The organism is Candidatus Nitrospira nitrosa, assembly GCF_001458735.1.
GTDB classification, from domain to species: domain Bacteria; phylum Nitrospirota; class Nitrospiria; order Nitrospirales; family Nitrospiraceae; genus Nitrospira_D; species Nitrospira_D nitrosa.
Map to the genome: position 1 here is coordinate 16940 of NZ_CZQA01000001.1, position 21783 is coordinate 38722.

Below are 21783 nucleotides of genomic sequence, written 5' to 3' on the forward strand. Positions count from 1 at the left end.
GCAAACGCCCTAGCCTGAAATAGAAGAGGGGCGGAACCCTTCTTCGGAGCCCCACCCCTCGTTCTACCGGTTCTCGTCCGTACCGACTTACAGCCAGGTCACCCGTTCGGCCGGCCGAATGTAGATCGGCTCTTCCACCTGAATCCGGGCCACTTCTTTCCCGGACTTATTGAAGCCCAGGACCGTGTCGTTGTACATCTCAAAGCGCTTGCCGTGAATCTGGGTCTCGAACACTTTCGGCCCAGGGATCACATCGTACCGGAAGACGATCTGCTGACTGGCTCGCCAGAGCTGGAGCACCGCGAGGAGCTCCCGGCTTGGAACCAGGTACTTTTCAATGGCATTGTCCACACCAGGCCCAAACATCTGGCGGGCATACCCGCGCGGGGAATGCCGCGGTGGAATGTAATAGCCGTTGGGCTCCGTCCCCCACTGGGGGTACAACGGCAAGGCCACCTGCTCGACCCGAATCGTGTAGTACAGCGGGTGCCACCGATCCTCCGCCCACAGCCCATCCTCGCCGATCCGCATCAAACTCTGCATCCGGATCTTGCCGACACAGGCCGCCATACACCGGGTTTCCATCGGTTCTCCCCCGGTCAACGGATCTTTGCCTTCGATCCGAGGATAGCAGGCGATACACTTTTCACTGACCCGAGTCGTCCCTCGATACATGGGCTTCTTGTACGGACACTGTTCCACACACTTTTTGTACCCCCGGCATCGATTCTGGTCGATCAGGACGATCCCGTCCTCAGGACGCTTATAGATCGCTTTCCGCGGGCAGGCCGCTAAACAGCCCGGATACGTACAGTGATTGCAGATCCGCTGTAAGTAGAAGAAGAAGGTCTCATGTTCCGGCAAGCTGCTGCCGGTCATCTTCCAGGGTTCATCCCGTGAGAACCCGGTCTTGTCGATGCCTTCCACCAGCGCGCGCATGGAGGTGGCGGTGTCCTCATAAATGTTCACAAACCGCCATTCTTGGTCGGTTGGAATGTACCCAATCGCCGCCTGCCCCACCTTGGCGCCCGCGTCGAAAATGGTCATCCCTTCGAATACCCCGTACGGCGCATGGTGTTTGCGTCCCACCCGGACGTTCCAGACCTGTCCGCCGGGATTGACCTGCTCAATCAGCTGGGTGACCTTGATGTCGTAGAACTGGGGATACCCCCCATAGGGCTTGGTCTCCACGTTGTTCCACCACATGTACTCCTGCCCCTTCGAGAAGAGCCAGGTCGACTTATCGGCCATACTACAGGTTTGGCACGCTAAGCAGCGGTTGATATTGAAGACAAAGGCAAACTGCCACTTCGGATGCCGCTCCTCGTAGGGATACAACATCTTTCGTCCCAGCTGCCAGTTATAGACTTCAGGCATGGTTTCCTCCGTTTGGTGTCATGGGGCAATAAGTCACAGCCATTTGGTAAAGGCGACCGGCAATGGCCAGTCAGATTCGGCTCTGATTGACCATTGCCGATTGGACCATTGGCCTCCGGTTACACCTTAATCTTGATGTGCTCACCTTTCAGCCACTTAATCATGAACTCGTTCTCTTGGCCTGGCGTAAATCCAGTACGCACCGGTTCCCAAGGACCACGGGCCCCGATCCCGCCGTCCTCCGCCTTGGTGATCCGGATGAGACATTCCTTCGGCACCGTGTTGACGGCATGGTGGTCGATTTCGAACCCCCATTTAAACTTAAGCCCGTTTGCACTTTTCCCTGGGAGCGAATCAGTTTGATGCATCGGCATGAGCCAGCTGCGTGTAAAGGACTGTTGCGCCCCATAGCGGAAGTTCGACTGATACCCCGTGTCGATGGCAATGGCCCGTCCATCCGGTCTGGTCTCGTGTCCTTTGACCGACTTTGGCGTGGAGACATACGGCGCATGTTTTGCCATGGTCACGTGATACGGATAAGCCGGGTTGTACTTGGCCCGGATCATGAGTCGAGCCACTTTGTAGTACGGATCACTCGGTTTCCATCCACGATAGGGACGATCCACCGGGTTCCCATCGATATACACATAGTCCCCGTCGTTGATGCCGCGATCTTTCGCTGCTTGGGGATTGATGTGCACCTGGTGTTCGCCGACTCCCGGCGTCCGTTTGTCCATGCGATAGGGATCACCGAAGTTCGACTCATAGATCTGCACCCAGTCGTTCACCGACCATTGGCTATGAACGCGGTGACGCGTCTTTGGCGTCACACAGTAGAACTGATAGCCCTTCTCCCAGAGGGGATTGGTGTGGCGCTTGATCTCTACCCACGGGAGCTTGATGTTCCGGATTGTTTTGTCGTCGTGGTGTTGGGCTGTGACGGGAATTCCATAGTCGTCCGGCCGAACATGGGGGTTGGTCGTGAAAATGGCGTTCGGCAGATACGGCGTCGCCTCCGGTCCCTCACGATGGGAGATGAAGTTCTCCCCGTACTCGATCGCTTCCGGTTCAACCCGATAACTCTCGATGCGCCCCGATCGGGTCCACATCGGCTTCGACTCGTTGGTCTCCTCCCAGAGGGGGTGCCGCGGATAGGTCCGCACCATGACCATCCATCCCTTTTCCGACTTCAAGAGCACATCGGCACTATATCCGTAAAAGGTGCTCGACGCATCCAGGAGACGTTGGGCGTAGACGTCCACGCGATTCTCATAGACAAAGTGAAAAACGTCTCGCATGCGTTTTTCGCCCGTGATCTCGGCAAGTCTGGCCGCCACCCCGGCAAACGTATCGGCATCGTTCCGCGTGTCGTACAGCGGCCGGATTCCCCCCTTCCAGATCTGTACCCAGGGATTCGACACGGTCGCCGTCATTTCCGGATAGGTGAACTCCATCCAGGAGTTCACGGCGAAGGCGATATCCGCATGGTTGACGTCGGACGTCATCTCGATGTCCTGCGTAATGAGACATTCGATGTTGGGGTCGACGTTCCGCACCATGTCGTAGTGATGCTTGGCGTTGTTCAACAGATTGACGTTGACGACCCAGCGAAGCTTGCTGGGGGTCGGCATATGGGTCTTTCCCGTAAACACCTTGCGGCCATACTTCGGGGTATTGACGATCAAGGCCGTATCCCCATGATTCCAGTACCCGGGCTCTTCGCCATAGTAGTAGCTCTTGTACTTAATTTCCTTCCCATGGGCATTGGGGTCTAGATTGATCTGCCATGGATCTTCCGATAGGTGAACGCCGGAGCCGGACCCCGACCAGGGCGTCGCACTCCAAATCCCCACTTTGTAATTGCCGGACCAGGTATGACAGCCGGAGCCGAACTTCCCGATATTGCCGGTCAAGGTCAGGACCAGGGCGGCCGCCCGTCCATTGGAGGTCATGTGGAAATAGTGGCAGACCCCCTCGCCGTTGTGGATGGCCGCCGGTTTAATCGTGCCCGAGTCGCGCGCCCAGCGGACCAGGAGATCCTTGGGCGAGCGGGTGATCTGATGCGTGGTATCCAGATCGTAGTCTTGGAAGTGAATCTGATACATCTGGTAAATGGGCTGCGCGTCGATTTCGCGTCCGTTCAACAGTTTGACTCGATAGGTGCCGGTCAACGCGGGCTGAATGCCGCTGCTATCGAAATGCCAGCCGACTTGCTCACGATGGAGTGGGACGGCTTTCTGCTTGGCCAGGTCCCACACCATGAACCCGCCTAACCGTTCGATGTACTCTGGTTTCAAGGCTTGGATTCGGCCGGAATAACTGTGTGAGAAATCAGGGAACTTGTAGTCCGGAATCACCTCACGGGGGTCCAGGTACTGCAGGGTATCCGTGCGGACCAACAAGGGCATGTCCGTGAACTGCTTGAGATAGTCGACGTCGTGCATGTTCTCATCGAGAATGATCTTGCAGGCGCCGAGGAACAGGGCCCCGTCCGATTGCGGGCGAAGGGGAATCCAGTAGTCGGCACGCTGGGCCGTGGGATTGTACTCCGGCGTGATCACCGCAAGGCGCGCCCCGCGCTCGATCGATTCGAGCTTCCAATGCGCTTCCGGCATTTTGTTCTCGACGAAATTCTTACCCCAGCTCGTGTTGAACTTCGTGAAACGCATATCGCTCAAATCCACGTCGCAATTTTGCGTCCCGTTCCAAAATGGCTGGGAGGGATCTTGGTCCCCATGCCAGGTGTAGTTGTTCCAATACCGGCCGCCTTGCGCCTGATCCGGCCCCACCTTGCGTACCCACGTATCCAAAACCGGTAGGACGCTGTTGTTGAAACGGGTATTGGAATGTTTGCCGATGAATCCGAGAATGGGCATACCTGCCCGGTGCTTGAAGCAGCGCACACCCGCGCCCTTCATCATTTCCACCATCTCCGGCGCATACCCTTGCTCGCGAAGACGCCGTGCCCCGGCTTCACCGCTGTATCTGGTGGCAATGACGACCATCGCCTTCGCCGCATAGGTAAACGCCGTATCCCAGGAGACCCGAAGCATATCGTCCAAGAACCGGCTGGCAAACTTATACTTGCGCTTGGTTTCAGGCGTCAGCTCGGGCGATCCATCGTCCATCCACTGTTTCCAGCCCTTCCGGATCAAGGGGCCCTTCAGCCGATAGGGTCCATAGACGCGCCGATGGAACGTAAATCCCTTGAGGCACATCCGAGGGTTGTGCGCGAAAGTGCCGCGGTTGCCATACAAGTCTTCATAGGTCTGGTGGTCATAGTTCTGCTCGACCCGCATCACCACTCCGTTCCGAACGAAGGCGCGAATGCGGCAGGCATGTGTGTCGTTGGGGGAGCACACCCACGTGAACGATGAATCGTACCGATACTGGTCGTGATAGACCCGTTCCCAGGAGCGGTCGGGATATTCCCCCAAGGGGTTGCCGACTTCTGTGACCGGTTGAAGCGCCGTCAAGGCCAGGACTTTGTCCGCCACAGCGATAGCAGCGATCGTGCCGGCAGAAGCTTTCATGAACTGTCTACGTGTAATGACCATGTGTTCTACCTCCTATTTAGTAGAATGAGGAAGACGCAGTGAATATGAGTAAGATCAACCTTCTTGCTCTCTATAGCTAGATTCCATTTCCTGAGATCCACGCGTGTCTAGCTGAACATAGATCACAGGACAAACTGTCATCGGCTCATTGACGAGTCGAGGATACACATGACTCCGGTGTGAATCAGAGTTGACGCATCAAACCATCCATGAGGATGCAGCTTAGCGGAGCGCCGTTGGAATAAGGGAAAGAAAGACTACCGGTCGTGCTTGAAGAGACTACGAGGTTTTGGTTGGTCAACTACCGTAGTAAGTCGAGAGGGATCACGATGCCGTGACTAAGCCATGTGCCACGGCATATTTGACCAGATCAGGCGTACTATGGACGTGGAGTTGCTCCATAATCTTGGTTTTGTGAAACTCAACCGTGCGGTGAGATATCTTCAGTTGGTCAGCGATTTCTTTCGCGGACAATCCTTCGGCAACCAATTGCAGAATCTCATGCTGCCTCGTCGTTAAGTCGTCGATCGTAGCCAAACGAGCGTGTGTCGGCTTGAGGAACGACGTCACGACTTCTTTTGTAATGAGCGGAGTCATATAGAATTTACCGTTCATCACAGACCGCACCGCCTGCATCAATTCTGTGGCTGCCGATCGCTTCAATAAATAACCTGACGCTCCGGCTCTGAACGCCGCGTCGACATAGGCCATATCGGCATGCATCGTAACAAAAATCAGTTTCACTGTTGAAACCTGCTTCTTGAGCTTTTTCGCCGCCTCAACGCCGTTCAGCTTTGGCATTGAAATATCCAGTATCACGATGTCAGGCTGAAGGTTTACAGCGGCTTCAATGAGAGCGCGGCCGTCTTCCACAGACGCGACTAATTCGCAATGGGCTTCCAGTAATTTTTTGAATCCCTCGAGCACAAAGGTATGGTCGTCAGCCAAGATAACTCGTGGTTTCTTCATGTGGCGCTCCAGAAAATGGAATATGTACCATGATATGTGTACCTCGCCCTGGCTCGGACTGGATATCAAATCGTCCTTGCACGGATCGAACACGCTCCCGCATATTGACAAGACCTAACCCGGAATGGCCTGCCTGAGCATTCTTAAGATCGAAGCCAACACCAGTGTCCTGGATCGATAGTGTAATCTCCTGTCCGTCGCAGATCAGTTCAAGCTCCACACGAGTGGCACGAGCATGCTTCATGATGTTGGCAAGGCTTTCCTGAGTGACTCGATAGAGGCATGAGGCAACATCGCGCGGTAAAGGATCGGCCATCTCTTCCCCTACGATGACTATTCTAATTCCAGTTTTCTCGGACCATTCTTCGGCCATATGTTTGAGTGCGGCAGTGAGACCTAGATCGTCCAGAATAGAGGGATGAAATTTATATGCCATACGGCGAACGTCATCGGATATCTTGGCCAACCGTTGACTGATGGATTGGATCATGTTGTTCGCTTGTGTGGTCATTGAGGATGGGGTGGACAACATATTCCCAATGTCGATTGCTACCAAGGCCAGCCGTTGGTTAATGTCGTCGTGAAGCTCGCGCGCAATACGTCTCCGTTCTTCTTCTTGCGCCATCATCAGTTCGGCCGTCAATGACTGGAGCTGCCGCTCCGTCCTCAGGCGCTCCGTGATATCTCGTAGGATTAACGTATACGTGACTCTCGAGCCAACGCTCAGGGTGGAGATACTGGCTTCTGCAGGAAACTCACGTGCGTCTTTCTTTAAACCAGACACCTCACGGCGTTGTGCCATCCGATGAGTTGATTCTGGATTATGAGCAAACTCGTCGATGGACGATGGGTGATCAATCCGAAATCTTTCGGGTAGCAAGAGATCAATCGGCTTCCCAAGCACCTCGCTTGGCTCATAACCGAATAACTTCACCGCTCCTTGATTAAACAGTGTGATCGATCGATCATGTTCGGTGACGATGATGGCGTCTTCGGCGAGGTCAAGGATGTCAGCGAGCCGCCCCTGGGAAAGTCGTAGCGCCTGTTCAGTCTGAACGTGTTCGGCGACTTCCATTGATAAGGTCTGATTAACGGATGTAAGTTGCTGAGTCCTTTCTGTCACCTTTTGTTCCAGATCCTCATTCGCCCTCTGCAGTGCCGTTTCGGCCTGGCGCCGTTTCTGGGCAAACCAGACGAGCACCCACAGAATCACAATCGTGATGAACCGGTTCCCCACCTGGACCCAAGGTGGCAAATTAGCAAACCATGGAGTGCCAATCCCTCCAATGATGGTAAGGAGGGTTCCCGCACCAGCAGCGATTGACGGCATCCATGAAAGCCGCGAAACAGTGGCAACCAAAACAACTACGACATACAACTCATGATCGGCAAACGCCATCGGTGAATTCAGATCGAACGCGAACAGCCCTACCAGGAGTATGACCATGAGGACGGCCAAGATGGGTTCTCTCAATTGCTCGTTCATACGGATGGTATGCTTCCAAGTCATGAGCCGCGCTGTTGCTTAAGGTTATCGAGGACGATGGGCGTACGTCAAATGGCGCTTATCACTAGGCGAACAGGTAAGCGAGACTGCGGTCAATCTGACCGCCATCAATATCTACTCTCAAGTCCGGCTGATTACACTGGCCGGACTCATCGCCCAAATGGGATTCTCATCGTGGAATTTGCCAATCAGCTCAGACCCGTGGGATGTCGAGGCTCGCAGCCATCAGAGAGGCTTCCCTGACCAGGCTGCGACCAGTCCTCATGACCTCGGCCGCCACCATCTTCAGCCATTTCCCACTCGTGCTGGGCACAGGACCAGGAGCAGCAGCCCGCAAGAGTATCGGCATGATACTCGTCACCGAGATGACGGTCGGCACTCTCTTTACGCTCTTTGTCGTCCCGATCTTCTACTCACTGCTCGCGGCACAATACCAATCAGCTCCAGTATCAGAAACCAAGTCAGAAACAGCACTCATACCAGTAGAAGCGGACGCATAGACCACTCTCGTCAGCTGGACCGCCTTGTTTAGCGTCAGGTTGCCATACCTGCTCACACAAGAGCGAAATGGCCTGTCGATTTCTCCGGTTCTCGACGACTATCCTATAAGAAACCACCCAGCTCTCATATCAAGGAGGATCCCATGGCGACAAAGAAGAACGGGCCAACGGCTAAGAAGAATAAGGCGCCAGCCAGTATCGTGTGGTTCGAAGTGCCTGCTGATGATCCGGACCGGGCCCGGAAGTTCTACAAATCACTGTTCGGCTGGAACTTTGCCAAGCTGCCCGCTGCCATCAACGACTACTGGCATATTGATACGGGAGGTCCAGATGCGTCACCGGATGGGGGCATGATGCCACGCATGCACCCGCAACAGCCGATCACAAACTACGTCAGTGTGCCATCGGTTACCAAGGCAGCGGCGAAGGTTGAGAAACTCGGCGGGACGGTCTGTAAGCCCAAGACGGCCGTTCCAGGGATGGGCTACTTCGCCATTTGCTTGGATACAGAGGGCAATACGTTTGCCCTCTGGGAGATGAACGAACGTGCCAAGTAACTGACGGCACGGCGTTACCTTATTATTCGGATAGCCCACTGGAGGACAGGATGAAATATCTTTGCCTTGTCTACCTTGAAGAAAAGATCTTGAATGCCTTCTCTGCCCACGAACGACGAGGCATTTCCGACGAAGCGATGGCCTATTGTGACAAGTTACAGAAAGCCGGCCAGTTGCTGGCTGCCTCTCCCCTACATCCCGTAGAAACCGCCACCACCGTGCGAGTCCGGGGAGGCAAGACCTCGACTACTGATGGGCCGTTCGCCGAGACGAAGGAACAGTTGGGTGGGTTTCTCATGATTGAGGTCCCGGACCTAAACGACGCCATTCGCATTGCGGCGCAGTTTCCAGCTGCCAAGTTCGGCAGTATAGAGGTTCGCCCCATGAAAGAACTGGGCTGCGCAGACTGAGAGGCCATGAGTCAACATCCCTCATCAGCTACACGGGAGCAGATCGATGACCTCTACCGCGTTGAGTCACGCCAGGTCCTGGCGACGTTGATCCGCCTGTTGGGCGATTTCGATGCGGCTGAAGAGGCGCTCCACGAAGCCTTCGCCGCTGCGATGGAACAATGGCCACGTGAGGGGATACCAACGAATCCCCGTGCCTGGCTGGTTTCCACGGGCCGCTTCAAGGCGATCGATGGGATGAGACGGCGGGCGCGGCATGATGCGTCTCTGAACGAACTCGCTAAACAGATCGAGAGTACCACCTGTGATTTGCCAGAACAGGAAGACGAGCACATCGAAGATGACCGTCTCCGTCTGATCTTTACCTGTTGTCATCCGGCGCTAGCTGAAGAAGCGCAACTTGCGATGACACTGCGGGAGATCTGCGCTCTCACCACCGAAGAGATCGCGCATGCGTTTCTCACAAAACCGGCGACGATTGCACAGCGGATCGTCCGTGCCAAGGCAAAAATCCGTGATGCACGCATTCCGTATGAGGTGCCTCCACCATCAGAGTTGCCGGATCGCATCGAGACCGTCCTTCGCGTGGTGTATTTGCTGTTCAATGAAGGGTACTCCGCATCATTCGGCACATCGCTCACCAGAGCGGAGCTCTCCGATGAGGCCATCAGGCTCGGCCGTCTCTTGCTACAACTGTTGCCGGAACCTGAAGTCATCGGCCTCCTGGCCTTGATGCTCTTGCACGAATCCCGAAGACCGGCACGCACGTCTGCCACCGGCGATCTTGTCCTCTTGGAGCAACAAGATCGCTCACGTTGGAATCGAGCACAGAGTAGCGAGGGCATCTCATTGGTAGAACGAGCTTTGTCCATGAAATGCATCGGACCCTATACACTCCAAGCCGCCATCGCTGCCGTCCATGCCGAAGCATCCAGCTCAGGGGAAACAGATTGGGCGCAAATCATCGCACTCTATGATCTTCTCTTGCGAGTCGAACCGTCGCCGATTGTCCAACTCAACCGAGCGGTCGCAGTGGCCATGCGTGACGGACCAGCAAAAGGCTTAGAGTTGGTCGATACCCTGCTAGAGTGCGGCGCGTTAGCCCAGTATCACTTGGCCCATGCCACGCGAGCCGACTTCTGCCGAAGGCTCGGTAAGAACGCGGATGCTCAGGCCTCATACCAACGTGCACTGGCTCTCGTAAAACAAGAACCTGAACGGCGGTTTCTGAAAAACCGGCTGACTGAGTTGGACTAAAATGAGAGGCAACCCTCACCCAATAAGTGATGCCTTTCCCATAGAGCATTGGAGGCCGTCTCATGAAATATCTATTGCTCGTTCACTACAATGAAAAGGCCTTGGACAAGATTCCGGAGGAAACACGCAAGGAGATGCTGGCCGAGTCGATCCAGCTCTGCCATCAGCTCGATGCCAAGGGGCAATAGGTCCATGCCTCCCCGCTGCAGCCGGAAGCGACGGGAACCATCGTTGGAGTGCAAGACGGTAAGGCGATCGTGACCGACGGGCCGTTCTTGGAAACCAAGGAACAGTTGGCAGGCTACTTCTTGGTCGATGCGAAGGATCTAGCGGAGGCCGTCAGCATCGCCAAACGAGTGCCCGGCGCCAGGATCGGAACAGTCGAAATCAGGCCCGTGCGAGAAATCAGTGGGTTACCGGGTGAATAGCTTGCGACAAGACGGATGTCGATTTGGGGCCTGTCGGTTCGACTATTAGGTGAGCCATCATCTTCACCCAGGAGTCAGGCTTGTCCAAGATCACAGCCTTTTCAGAACAAGGAGAAAAGACAATGGAGACCAGCACTATTCGCCTACATCGTGTCTTTCGCGCGACGCCGGAACGAATCTACCGTGCGTTTCTTGATGCAGATGCGATGACGAAATGGCTGCCACCAAATGGATTTACGGGGAAAGTGCATCATCTGGATGCGAAGGTCGGGGGGTCGTTCAGAATGTCGTTCACGAACTTTACGACCGGCAAGAGCCACTCATTCGGCGGCAGGTACCTTGAGCTCGTGCCGCATCAACGACTCCGCTATACCGACGCGTTCGATGACCCAAACCTCCCTGGTGAGATGCACGTGACGGTGACTCTCGCACAGGTGTCGTGTGGAACGGACGTGAACATTGTGCAAGAACATGTGCCTGCCGTCATTCCTGCCGAAGCATGCTACCTCGGCTGGCAAGAATCGTTGATCCTACTGGGGAAACTCGTCGAAGCTGAGATTCCCGAGTAACTCGGCAGATGCGCAAGGCCTACTGCCATAACAATGGATGTGATAGTTGTGAGACACTTTGCAGCTCCGGACAGCCACATCTGGGAAGTCGTCCTGATGGATCCGGCTCAGATGCGGAAGGGGTAGCATCCTTCACCCCGTATGAAGAACGATTACTCGTGGAGCGAACTGGATGAAGAGGAAACAAGCGATACCAAAAATAGTCGACGACTATCTCGCCGGATTTCCTCATGCCGTTCAGGCTTCCCTTCGAAAGATACGGGCAACCATCAAGCGGGCGGCACCTGGCGCCAAAGAATCGATCAGCTATGGGATTCCAACGTTCACACTAAACGGTCCCCTGATCTACTTCGCTGGATTCAACGCACACATCGGGATTTACCCAATAACGGCAACCCTTCGTCGACAATTCCTAAAAGAGCTCTCTGAATATCTCAGCGGCAAGGCGACCGCAAAGTTTCGGCTGGGTCAACCCATCCCCTACACCTTGATCGAACAGATCGTGAGGTTTAGGGTAAAAGAGAACGTGGTAGAAGCGAACAAAATGAAAATGGCTCGTGCTCAAAAGAAGGGAAGACGATATGGGCAAGAAAACCATTGCAAAAAATAGAATCTGTCTGTGGTATGACAAAGATGCGGAAGATGCCGCACGGTTCTATGCCGCAACCTTTCTCAACAGCGCCGTGGGCAGGATCTACCATGCTCCGAGCGATAACCACTCCACCAAGGCAGGCGAGGTGATCATGGTGGAATTCACGATCGCCGGTATCCCTTGTATCGGTCTCAATGGCGGTTCCGCCTTCAAGCATAATGAAGCCTTTTCGTTCCAAATCGCGACCGACGACCAGGAAGAGACCGACCGCTACTGGAATGCCATTGTGGACAATGGCGGCCAGGAGAGTGAGTGTGGCTGGTGCAAGGACAAGTGGAGTGTCTCCTGGCAGATCACGCCACGTGTATTGATGGAGGCGATGGCTGCCGGAGGCAATGAGGCCAAACGCGCGTTCGATGTCATGATGACCATGCAGAAGATCGACATCGCCACCATTGAGGCAGCTCGGCGAGGCTGACGTACACATTGAACTGAACACCTGATATCAGATCAAGCCACACTTTACATCATGTAGCCAAACACAAGGAGGCCGCCATGCGTTTCCTATCTTTTATCGTTACCACGTTGTGTCTTGCGTTGATGGGTTCCCCTGCCCTAGCCAAGGACAAGAAGCACGACAAGCCGATGGACAAAGAGGCGATGATGGAACTCTGGAAGCAACTCGGGACACCCGGTGAACCGCACAAGCTATTTGCCACACTGGCCGGGAGTTGGATCACCACTACCAAGGAGTGGCTGGAACCGGGCAAGCCACCCATGGAATCCACCGGGACCGCCGACATGAAGATGTTGCTGGACGGACGATTCCTCTACCAGGAATTCAACGGGCAGATGATGGGCCAACCGTTCAATGGCATCGGCATCGATTCCTACGACAACATGCGCAAGAGATATGTGACGGCTTGGATGGATTCGATGGGCACCGGCATTTTCCTCATGGAAGGAACCGCCGGTCCTGACGGCAGAACCATCACATTGCGTGGCTCCCATCCTGAACCAGGTGGAGGCAAAATGACGCATCGCGCCGTCTGGAAGATTATCGATGCCGACAACCAGACCTTCGATATGTACGGTGCACACCATGGCCAGAAGGAAATGAAGATGATGGAGATCACCTATACGAGAAAACAATAGGAACAGGTGACGAGTTTCGAATCCCATGACTCGTAGAGACCTTCGGTTCGTTGACCACGGAACGGCTGCCGTATGGGCATCCACTAGCAGGCTGTGGCAAAGCCTGCGGGCCACTCTGCTCCCGTTGGAGACTTTGAATGCTGTGCCTTTTCAGCTTGGTGAAAATGTTTATCAACACACTACTAGCAAACGCAACGTTGAGGTTTACTCACTCGCAAGGAGATTATCGTGCACATACTCTCGTTCATGCTGACATCACTCTGCATCCTGCTCACCGTCTCACCGGCCCTGGCCAAGGACATGAAAGGACAGAAACCGACGGATCCCCTCGCCATGATGGAGCTCTGGAAACAGGCCGCCATGCCTGGAGAGCCACACAAACTGTTTGCGACATTGGTTGGCAGTTGGACCACCACGACAAAGGAATGGATGGAACCGGGCAAGCCACCGATGGAGTCGACCGGAACGGCAGAATCAAACATGATGATGGAGGGACGATTTCTCCACCAGGAATTCCACGGCCAGATGATGGGCCAACCATTCACCGGCATGAGCATCGACGCCTACGACAACATGCGAAAGAAATACATAACGGTCTGGGTAGATACGAGAGGGACCGGCGTCTTCATCATGGAGGGGACCGGGAGCGTCGATGGGAAGACCATTACCCTGAGAGGCTCACATGCAGAACCGGGTGGAGGCACGATGACCCATCGCGCCATCTGGACCATCATTGACACCGACCATCAACTGGTTGAGATGTACCGCTCACATCACGGCCAGAAAGAAACAAAGATGATGGAGATCACCTATACGCGAAAACAATAGGCGCCGATTGCGAATAGCAGTCTGACACAACCCTGGTTTGAGTCAATCGACGGGCTTCACACGAACGAGAAATATCAGTGATCAATCATTCCTTCGTTCGTCCTGAGGCTTTCGAAGCCTATGGTGAGTTTCTCAAACTGGATGAACAAAGGGGGTTCTTGCAACCTGATAGGCCAGATGCAGTTGGGTGGAGTTCTGATGCCCGGTTACGCGGCCCGGTCGCGCACCCCCTTGATTTGGCGTTCGGCTTCCAACCAATGCTCCAGATCATTCCCTTCCTGGAACCCACTTCGCTCATAGAGAACATAGGCCAGTTCCGCGATTTGCTGATGGAGATGGTCCTGCCCTTCCGCCTGAGTTTCTACCCTTCCACTGGCAGGAGCGACAGAAAATAACTCCCGTTGAGTAGCCCGGCGCGAGCTGACCGTTTTACCCACCTTGGCAACCGAAACACGAGGCTCATTGTGGCTTGCTTCCTTCTGTTCACCGCTCGTCCGACGCGCCATAATCTCCCTCCACGTATAACGTCTTCCACCTCTTGCCCTCAGCAGAGTCTCCTTCACATTGTACCCAGATCAGTCAACGATACAACTTTCTTCGGAGATTTCAGACTCCTGCCGACTGCATCATAGATCGAGAGCTGAACACCAATTGCCTGGCGCAAGCCGTTCACGCACTGTGTCTCACAATAGAACAGTCTGCAATATTGCGGGTAGCATCACATGACTTGATGTGGTAGCGTGAAATTCATCCACATAACCAGCCCGCATTACTCATGATGGTTCGTGACGAAACCGTCGAGACGCGACACGAGACGGGCACGCAGAGCCTTAAGGAATCGAGGCATACTTGAAACAGTATGTCGAGGTTCCGAGATGCGAGCCTGCCCGCCTGGTCATACAACACTTTGGACCAGGCTTGTCGCAGTGGCGTATCGGCGGTTGGAGTAGAAGCACTCATGAATAATGCGGGCTAAGTCTGGAACCGATCGCCCGCCTGCACACATCTGCCTCGCGACCCTTTCCAGTCTATTCACCACCCACTTCTCACAGAGAGGTACCCTATGAGACGTCCATATGTTGTTCCGTCACTCTGCGGTTGGGGCACAATCCTCTTTCTGACAGCGGCCTGTGCCTCAGCAGGCGACGTCAAGAAAGGTGGTTCGCCGATGACCGTGTCGAACGGGAAACAAGTCACTCTCGAATACACCCTGAAACTCGATGATCAGTCGGTCGTCGATACCAATGTCGGGGGAGAGCCGATAAAAGTCATGCAAGGCAAGCATGAAATCGTGCCCGGTCTGGAAAAGGCACTGGAAGGTATGGCGCCCGGAGAGAAGAAAAAGGTGACCGTTCCGCCGACAGAGGCCTACGGTACGGTCGATCTGAAAGCGTTTCAGGAAGTGGACCGAAAGATGGTGCCGGTCGCAGCCCAGAAGGTGGGCGCCCAGTTGGAGGGAACCACCAACGACGGGCAAAAGGTCTATCCTCGTATCTCCGAAGTGAAAAACGAGACCGTCGTGCTCGACTTCAACCATCCCCTCGCCGGCAAGACCCTCTACTTCGACGTCAAAGTGCTGGACGTGGCACAAGCCGTAACGAAGTAGCTTTCTTCGTCTGGTGCGGGGCGGTGCTCACCCCGCACCAGGAAGCCGGGTTTGCCCCTCTACACTGGTCCCAGTTACCCAGGTGCTCACGCCGAACCTATTTCGCATGGCTTGCAGCCACTCAACTTCGCTCACCCAAGATCCGGCAGCTTGGCAATGTACTGACTGGTATGGGCCGCAAGCTTTTGTTTCACTTGGTCTCGGATGCTGGTGAGCACCTCGTCGTTGATCGTCACCTTGCCCGCGCACTTCTCCAACTGCACCTCGTCCTTCCGAATTTTAAAGAAGAGGATCTGCGTCAACATCGACTCGGCCTTCAAGCTGAACGCCATCATCGACACCATGAATTGGTCGTTGTCGCCCTGTTCCGCCAATGCAATCTGGAAGTGTCCCGTATTGGCGTGCTTGGTCTCGCGGTCGAAAATGGTCATCCAGGGTTTGCTGTCGTCCATCGATTTTAGCGCTTCGAGCGTCGACATCACGATTGCAAGGGCCCCTGGCGTGCCTCCGAGGAAGGCTCCGGCGATTTTGAGGATCGCTTCGTGCGCTTCCAGACCATTCGCTTCTTCCGTGTAGGAAGAGAAACTGTGGTCTTGAATGACCCATCCGATATTCTGCAGCACCTCGAAGTAGGCTTTGTACCATTGGGTGACGTTCGTCTTGTCGGGCACTTGTTTATTGGCCACCAACTGGGCGAGCAGGCTCGAATTGACGATATCTTGCCGCCGTTCGGTCGATACGCCTTTCACAAACGATACGACATCCGATGCCACAACCATGGTCTGGGTCTTCTGCGCGTTAAAATCGATGAGCTCTCGACTGCCGTCAACGACTCCACGTGTCGGAGACGGCAACTTCGCAGCGTTGACGAATTCACGAGCTGATTGGGAGGTCACTTTTTCCCTCATTTGATCTCTCCTTGATGAGTAGACTCTTGTGCTGACCATTGTCGGCGACTCGCTGGGCATTGGCCCCACGACCTGCCGTGCCTTTGTGTTCATCACGACAACGTCGGCCGGCGTTTGCCTGTTTTCACCTTTATGCGGGAGGACTGACGCCCCGTGTCCTTGCGCGTTGGTTTCTTTTGTCCGAGATGTTTCGGCAAGGGCCTCGAGCGACGCGGCTCGCTGGAGGTCCCAGCAGATGTTGGTTTGGCTTGACTCGCCGAGAGCTGGTCTGGTGGCTGCAACTGTTTCAGGATTTGATCGAGTGACTCGACGGCTGATGCACTCGCGTCACGATCAGCATGCGGCAATTTCTTGAGTATCTCTCTGATAAATCTCATTTGCGTCAGAGCGGAATCTTGCTCACGTTGAGTCGTTGATGATTTGGCAAAGGCAGCCTGGTACTTGTCCACTAGGTTGTTGCTTTCTTGAGGGAGCGACTGGCCGATGAGCGCCCGAATCAGGGCAACATCCGCGATCGTAATGGCATCCCACGCACTGCGAGGCTTTTCAAAGTTTTCTTGTGCCTGGACCTCGCATCGGGAAAGTACAACTTCCCGATCGACGTCGTCCTTCCCAAGCAGCACCTCGAGCACGATGGCGTTGAGGATCGGATAGGAATCGAGCGTTCCTGCCTGTTGCCGTCGATCTGCCGCTTCACGATAGTCGGCAGCAGCCTGTTCCAAGTGCGCTCGTATCTGCTTTGTATCTGTCTCAAGTTGAGCCAGTCTCTTTTGCGCCCCCCCCATAAGATTCAACCGCTCCGACGTCCTGGAAAAACCAAGGAGGTGCCTGCCCTTTTCAATGGCCGCTTTAATCTGGGTCTTGTCGCCTTCTTTTGCCCCAAGTCGTACTGCTAAGTTAACCCATTGTTCGAAAGTGCGAAGCGTAGCAGGATAGGCAGGGTCCTCGCATTCAGCTGCCCGTTCATAATGAGCGATGGCTTCCTTGAAAAGACCGGCTCCGGCATAGGCCGCGCCGAGCCGCTCCTGCACGTTTCCCTGATTCAGCCAGTCCGCCGCACAGCTCTTTTCCACCTGACTCAACACTGCACGCACCTTCGCGTCGTCAGCATGGGCGAGTGATTGCGAAAGACCATCCAACTGAAGGAGCACTTCTTCGGCCGCGACCTTTGCATCGTCACTATCGACATGGTCGCGACCTTCATTGCTGGACAGGGCAAAATCAGGATCACCATAGGCTTGATAGGCTCCGCATGTATTAGAAGACGGAAATTTCTTCCACGTGTTGGACCGGGCTTCCTTCAGAGCCCGACCGAACGGCTGACCAGCGAGCAGATCTCGGTAGAACGATTCCGCAAAACACAGCGCCGGCTCATCCTCAACCGGCCACCCTGCCGCCACAACCGCCCGTACGCCTTTTCGGATCAATTCCCCCGCGATGCTGGCAGCCAACTTGTTCGCCGCCAACGTATTTGGGGCGGTACGATCGATCTGTCCCAAGTAGCAACAATTCAAGAACACCAATTCCGGGATCGGATCGAGCTGCGCGATTTCTGCCGCGGTGAGAAAGATCCCGCCGCTAAGGACGACGCCGGACTTGGTCCCTGTCGTTTCTGCGTCCCCTTCGTGATAATACCCGTGACCAGCAATATGGATGATGCGATAGGGTTGGGCCAAGAGTTGATTCAAGACTTCCTCGGCCCTCAGACGAGTCGGCGTGTATTCTGTTCGATAGTCGGCTTGTTCCAGCAGCTCGGCCACACGTTTAGCCTCCGCCTTGGCACCAGGCAGATCACGATAATTGAGTGGGGTTTGAGGATTTCCAACGACCAAGGCGCTGCGGGAGGTGGTGTCTCGCGGATGGTTGTCGTAGCCGACCATTTGCAGCTGTCGGATCATCCCCATTCGGACACAGAGAGGCTGCTTTTGCTCCGGAGACTGATCCGCATCGCTTATCAGTTCCCAGGGATAGTTGGCCGTGACATGGTCGAGAATGAAGACAACGTTTTCGAGGCTGCGGAGACTTTCTTTCAGGTCCAGCGGGATCAAGAGTTCGAACAGTGTCTTCGCGATGTCCTGACGAAAGGTCTGGGTGGTGATCGAACGTTGAATCAGTTGTTCGATCAGGTCTGACTGATTCTCCTGCAGCATCGCTTCGGCTCTCGCTCGATCCGACAGGGCCAGAAAGCGAAGCTTGTGTGGACGGAGCGCCGTCGGCTCGCAATCTCGTAAGGCCAGGTCGAGCAAGGCACGATAGACCTTCGGATCATTGCTTTGATCATCCTGTAGCACGGTGCGGAGGCGGTCCCTCAGCACGGTAGGCAGACTCATCGGAGGTGGAGGTGGCGCGTCCTGAACTGCAGAGATAGTCCAGCGACGCCAGTAGTCTTTCGTACTGGACGGAACCAGTCTGGTCTGACCGCCTTTGCCTTTCTTCAAGTAGGGTGCGACTTGAATGGCAACCTGAAACTCTTGTTCAATTCGCTTTTCGGTGCGAAACGTCGACTTGGCTGCCTCGACCGCCACATCTAGGAGCCGCTCGATAAGCTGGATATGAACCACACGTGGCAACCCAGCACCCTGCTTCTTGACGGAGCGCTGTGCGAGGGCGCGATTTGCCAAGACCACGCCCCGTACAATAGCATTGACCGAATCCTCCACCGCGATGTTCGCCGATGTATTCGACCCGATCAACAGGCTATTGATTGTGAGCCCTTCCGATTCCTTCCCGGAATCCACTGAACCGCGGCACTGGTAAACGTGCAGGCAATACTCTGTCACCCCCTGCGAGATGCCTTGAATGAGCGATGACGGGGTCAATTCACCCCATTTGCCGAGTCCGATGACAATCGCGCCATGTTGGACACCCAATATTTTTTGGATTTCACTGGACGGAGCGATGGCGACGGCGGCAGTCCCATTTCGTCCGGGGTAGCGCCCCAGGTGGTAGCGTTGGGATAACGCGCCCTGAACCATGTTGTCCACGACACGCTCTGCCCCTGCAATCGTGTCGCCCTCGTAATGGCCGAGTAAGATGGGATGGTTGGTGTGATTGAGATCTCCATGCAACACGGAAACTTGGAGTGTCGACTGGGTCTGTGCCGACTTCATCGTTGTCCTCCACTCAAGTCATGCAGGCACGACACACAGACCGGTGCATCACCATCCTCACACAACACTGCGGACATGCCGAGATGGCGCACCGGACGTGATATCGTCGTCTCTATTCCTTCAACTCAGAAACTGGCGATCGAAGGAAGTCTTCTGCCCTTCAAGTTGGGGCACCTGGTCGTAGTCATTCTGCTTCAGCTTTGCAACGGTCCGCTGGTGCAGCTCTCGGTAGGTCAGCTTGCCGTGAGCTTCTTTGATCGATTCCACCAAGTAATACGTCAGGGCCCCGTTATAGATCCCACCGATATCCGCATCGGCGGAGGTTTGGGTGGACCGACAGCCCGTGATCAGCAGTTCCTGAATATCGGCATCCACGATATCGCTTTTCCGGCTCCGCCCACTGGAGGCCTTCTTCAGTTTTCTTTGAACCACTCCACGTAATTTCCGGCCGGACTCGGTCGCCATAAGATCGAGCGGGCACGGTAGAAACCGCTCTCGCACGGGAGCATCCGGCGGGAGGATGGCACGCGTGATCGTCCCTGAGTGGCAACAGTCCATAATGACGGTGAGGCTCACACCTTTGCGAAGTCTATTGAAGGTCTTCCTGAGCCAGTCGTCCCGCAGGGTATCCTTCCAATCCAAGTCCGTCGGACAGAGAATCTCATCCCTGTGATCCGCTTCGTCTCCATTGTCATCCGGCACATTCGAACCATGGCCAGAATAGTGAAGCAGTAAGGTATCGCCTTTCTTCCCACCGACGATCAGCTTTTGAATCGCCGCCTGCATGGCCTTCTTCGTTGCCTTCAGGTCGGTGAGGGTCGTGATGTCCTTGTCGGCAAAGCCATAATAGGTTTTCAACGCCCCGCTCAGGTTTTTCACGTCATTGACGCACCCATTCAGATCCGACCCTGGGACTTGATACTTGTTGATTCCGATGAGTACCGCTCGCTTCGCCATAACTCCTCCTTTTCAATCTGCCCTAGAGATGGACGGCTCACACCATGGCGGCCACTTTTCCTGCAAGTTCAACCGCCTTCGCAGCTTTCTGAATGACTGTTTTGATCGACTCCAAGCCCTGAATAGCCTGCCGTATGGTTTGAGACACTTGCTGCAGACTTTCGACAGCCGCTTGATATTGGGCAGTCGTATCTTCGAGATGACCATCGATCAAGCATGCTGCATGCTCTGAAAGCGCCACGCGTTGCTCGTCCAATTGTTCGAGCTGCCGTGGGTCCCTTGTCTCGCGCATGAGCTGCACCAACTGATCGATCACCTCCATCAATTCAGGCCCGATCGACATGATCGGTTCGAGTCCTCGAGTCAGGGCTCTTGCTTGTGAGCGAGGTGCGTTCTTGGTACCTCTGGTTTTGGGGGCAACTTTGGTTCTTCTGACTCTTTTGGTTTTCTTGGTCTTCGTACGTTTGATCGGCATTGCAATCCCTCCTCAACAGATCGATCACCTAATGGTGGAGTAAGCCATAGATCGACTTAAACTCTCGAACCTTGTTGGCAAGCTGACGCACGCTATCCACGTTCAAATCAGAGGTGTGCAAGACCTGAAGCAGGTTCTGTTGCGCTTCGGCGACAGCCGACGCCAGGCCGATAAGTTCTGACGAGACAAGGTCGAGCCGGGCCGTGTTTTCCGACGCCATGACTTGCGCCTTGTAGACGAGAGACTTGGACGCGAGATCATGTGAAGAAACCGGCCCGCCCACTTTGAGCGCATGCCCCTCCAATTCCGACGCCGTTAACTTATAGCCGGCATTCCAGCCCAACTCTTTCGGATCAAGATCACGCTTCACGAGATCGATGACCGACAAGATCGGCTGATTGGCTGTTTCGACAACCTCCCGAACGGCATGAGCTCGCTTGTACTCCACATACAGCCCCCCCACGGCGGCGACCGCTTTCCCGATCCCCTCCGCCTGTTCATCAGAGAACGAGACGCCCTTCACATTTCTGAGATTCGATGCAAACTTGTTGCTGGCTTCGAGCAATTCCCCATCCGGCACGGCTCCGACCAGCTTGTGGAGCAGCCCGGCGTAGTCTTCGAGTGTTTGGAGAGCCGTCACTCTGGTTTGGACTCGGTCGCGCGTCAAAAGTCGGTCGAACTCCATGAGTTTGACTCTAGCGTCGCCAAGCTCGAATCAAGCACGATTCATCTCGATCACGTCTTGGCGGTTTTTTTGAAATTCGGCTTGTGCCCCCGTAGAAAACTCTTGCGTCGCAGCGGAAAAACTGTTGAGCGCCGCCTTTTGTTTGACCGTGAGGCCGCAGCCGGACACTGTCACGGCCAGAAGTAGGCCCAGGATCAGCTGCCGGCCAATCTTCCATCTCACCTGTCCCATCTTTCCCTCCTTGTCTCCAACTCACCTATGCGATTTGTCAGAATATGGACAACGATTCGGGTCGCCTGACTGTGGTGGAGCAAACACCTTGCCACTTCGTCTGCG

The 21783-nt window shown here is 55.0% G+C and carries 23 protein-coding genes; 12 read left to right on the forward strand and 11 right to left on the reverse strand.

All coding sequences use genetic code 11. The features are described 5' to 3' along the window. Window positions 1–87: 87 nt before the first annotated feature. The 4 genes from COMA1_RS00085 to COMA1_RS00100 form a co-directional block, all read right to left on the reverse strand. Window positions 88–1377: a 4Fe-4S dicluster domain-containing protein gene (locus COMA1_RS00085; RefSeq protein WP_090742019.1), complete on the reverse strand. Its 1290-nt coding sequence runs from the start codon at window positions 1375–1377 to the stop codon at window positions 88–90. Window positions 1378–1496: 119 nt separating this feature from the next. Beyond that, entirely contained in the window at window positions 1497–4934 is a 3438-nt protein-coding gene (locus tag COMA1_RS00090; RefSeq protein ID WP_090742022.1) for a molybdopterin-dependent oxidoreductase, read from the reverse strand. A gap of 324 nt (window positions 4935–5258) precedes the next feature. Beyond that, window positions 5259–5903, reverse strand: a complete 645-nt coding sequence (locus tag COMA1_RS00095; protein ID WP_090742025.1) for a response regulator — start codon at window positions 5901–5903, stop codon at window positions 5259–5261. After that, window positions 5875–7389, reverse strand: coding sequence for a PAS domain-containing sensor histidine kinase (locus COMA1_RS00100; RefSeq protein ID WP_176697744.1), 1515 nt, complete (start codon window positions 7387–7389; stop codon window positions 5875–5877). Before COMA1_RS00100 ends, COMA1_RS00095 begins: the two co-directional genes overlap by 29 nt. 227 nt (window positions 7390–7616) lie before the next feature. Between COMA1_RS00100 and COMA1_RS00105 the strand changes: the two genes are divergently transcribed. The 11 genes from COMA1_RS00105 (at window position 7617) to COMA1_RS00150 (ending at window position 13706) form a co-directional block, all read left to right on the forward strand. After that, window positions 7617–7910: an efflux RND transporter permease subunit gene (locus COMA1_RS00105; protein WP_218055260.1), complete on the forward strand. Its 294-nt coding sequence runs from the start codon at window positions 7617–7619 to the stop codon at window positions 7908–7910. 143 nt (window positions 7911–8053) lie between these two features. Next, window positions 8054–8467 carry a VOC family protein gene (locus tag COMA1_RS00110; protein ID WP_090742031.1) on the forward strand — a complete coding sequence of 138 codons (414 nt, stop codon included), beginning with the start codon at window positions 8054–8056 and terminating at the stop codon, window positions 8465–8467. 50 nt (window positions 8468–8517) lie between these two features. Beyond that, window positions 8518–8877, forward strand: coding sequence for a YciI family protein (locus COMA1_RS00115; protein WP_090742034.1), 360 nt, complete (start codon window positions 8518–8520; stop codon window positions 8875–8877). Window positions 8878–8883: 6 nt separating this feature from the next. Continuing rightward, window positions 8884–10134, forward strand: coding sequence for an RNA polymerase sigma factor (locus tag COMA1_RS00120; protein WP_090742038.1), 1251 nt, complete (start codon window positions 8884–8886; stop codon window positions 10132–10134). Between the two features lie 62 nt (window positions 10135–10196). Next, complete coding sequence (locus tag COMA1_RS21730) at window positions 10197–10322, forward strand: hypothetical protein (protein WP_281176212.1); 126 nt, start codon at window positions 10197–10199, stop codon at window positions 10320–10322. A 39-nt stretch (window positions 10323–10361) separates the two neighbouring features. Further along, entirely contained in the window at window positions 10362–10562 is a 201-nt protein-coding gene (locus tag COMA1_RS21300) for a YciI family protein (RefSeq protein ID WP_281176232.1), read from the forward strand. A gap of 122 nt (window positions 10563–10684) precedes the next feature. Then, entirely contained in the window at window positions 10685–11131 is a 447-nt protein-coding gene (locus COMA1_RS00130; protein WP_090742041.1) for an SRPBCC family protein, read from the forward strand. A 172-nt stretch (window positions 11132–11303) separates the two neighbouring features. Next, window positions 11304–11741, forward strand: coding sequence for an iron chaperone (locus COMA1_RS00135; RefSeq protein WP_090742044.1), 438 nt, complete (start codon window positions 11304–11306; stop codon window positions 11739–11741). Further along, complete coding sequence (locus COMA1_RS00140; RefSeq protein ID WP_090746641.1) at window positions 11728–12201, forward strand: VOC family protein; 474 nt, start codon at window positions 11728–11730, stop codon at window positions 12199–12201. The genes COMA1_RS00135 and COMA1_RS00140 overlap by 14 nt, the downstream gene beginning before the upstream one ends. Window positions 12202–12278: 77 nt before the next feature. After that, window positions 12279–12878: a DUF1579 domain-containing protein gene (locus tag COMA1_RS00145; RefSeq protein WP_090742048.1), complete on the forward strand. Its 600-nt coding sequence runs from the start codon at window positions 12279–12281 to the stop codon at window positions 12876–12878. Window positions 12879–13106: 228 nt separating this feature from the next. Next, window positions 13107–13706 carry a DUF1579 domain-containing protein gene (locus COMA1_RS00150; protein WP_245630776.1) on the forward strand — a complete coding sequence of 200 codons (600 nt, stop codon included), beginning with the start codon at window positions 13107–13109 and terminating at the stop codon, window positions 13704–13706. Between the two features lie 206 nt (window positions 13707–13912). Here the strand turns inward: COMA1_RS00150 and COMA1_RS00155 are convergent, their stop codons facing one another. Next, on the reverse strand, window positions 13913–14212 hold the full coding sequence (locus COMA1_RS00155) for a DUF2934 domain-containing protein (protein WP_090742055.1): 300 nt from the start codon (window positions 14210–14212) through the stop codon (window positions 13913–13915). Between the two features lie 557 nt (window positions 14213–14769). Here COMA1_RS00155 and COMA1_RS00160 point away from each other — a divergent pair. Further along, window positions 14770–15312, forward strand: a complete 543-nt coding sequence (locus tag COMA1_RS00160; protein ID WP_090742058.1) for an FKBP-type peptidyl-prolyl cis-trans isomerase — start codon at window positions 14770–14772, stop codon at window positions 15310–15312. Between the two features lie 131 nt (window positions 15313–15443). Here the strand turns inward: COMA1_RS00160 and COMA1_RS00165 are convergent, their stop codons facing one another. From COMA1_RS00165 to COMA1_RS00190, 6 genes are all read right to left on the reverse strand, one after another. Beyond that, complete coding sequence (locus tag COMA1_RS00165) at window positions 15444–16220, reverse strand: YciI family protein (protein ID WP_090742061.1); 777 nt, start codon at window positions 16218–16220, stop codon at window positions 15444–15446. 92 nt (window positions 16221–16312) lie between these two features. Next, window positions 16313–19330, reverse strand: coding sequence for a CHAT domain-containing protein (locus COMA1_RS00170; protein WP_090742064.1), 3018 nt, complete (start codon window positions 19328–19330; stop codon window positions 16313–16315). A 120-nt stretch (window positions 19331–19450) separates the two neighbouring features. Beyond that, complete coding sequence (locus tag COMA1_RS00175) at window positions 19451–20287, reverse strand: caspase family protein (protein WP_090742067.1); 837 nt, start codon at window positions 20285–20287, stop codon at window positions 19451–19453. A gap of 37 nt (window positions 20288–20324) precedes the next feature. Then, window positions 20325–20762: a hypothetical protein gene (locus COMA1_RS00180; RefSeq protein ID WP_090742070.1), complete on the reverse strand. Its 438-nt coding sequence runs from the start codon at window positions 20760–20762 to the stop codon at window positions 20325–20327. Between the two features lie 28 nt (window positions 20763–20790). Next, window positions 20791–21447: a hypothetical protein gene (locus tag COMA1_RS00185; RefSeq protein ID WP_090742073.1), complete on the reverse strand. Its 657-nt coding sequence runs from the start codon at window positions 21445–21447 to the stop codon at window positions 20791–20793. A gap of 30 nt (window positions 21448–21477) precedes the next feature. After that, window positions 21478–21678: a hypothetical protein gene (locus tag COMA1_RS00190; RefSeq protein ID WP_090742077.1), complete on the reverse strand. Its 201-nt coding sequence runs from the start codon at window positions 21676–21678 to the stop codon at window positions 21478–21480. Window positions 21679–21783: the final 105 nt, after the last annotated feature.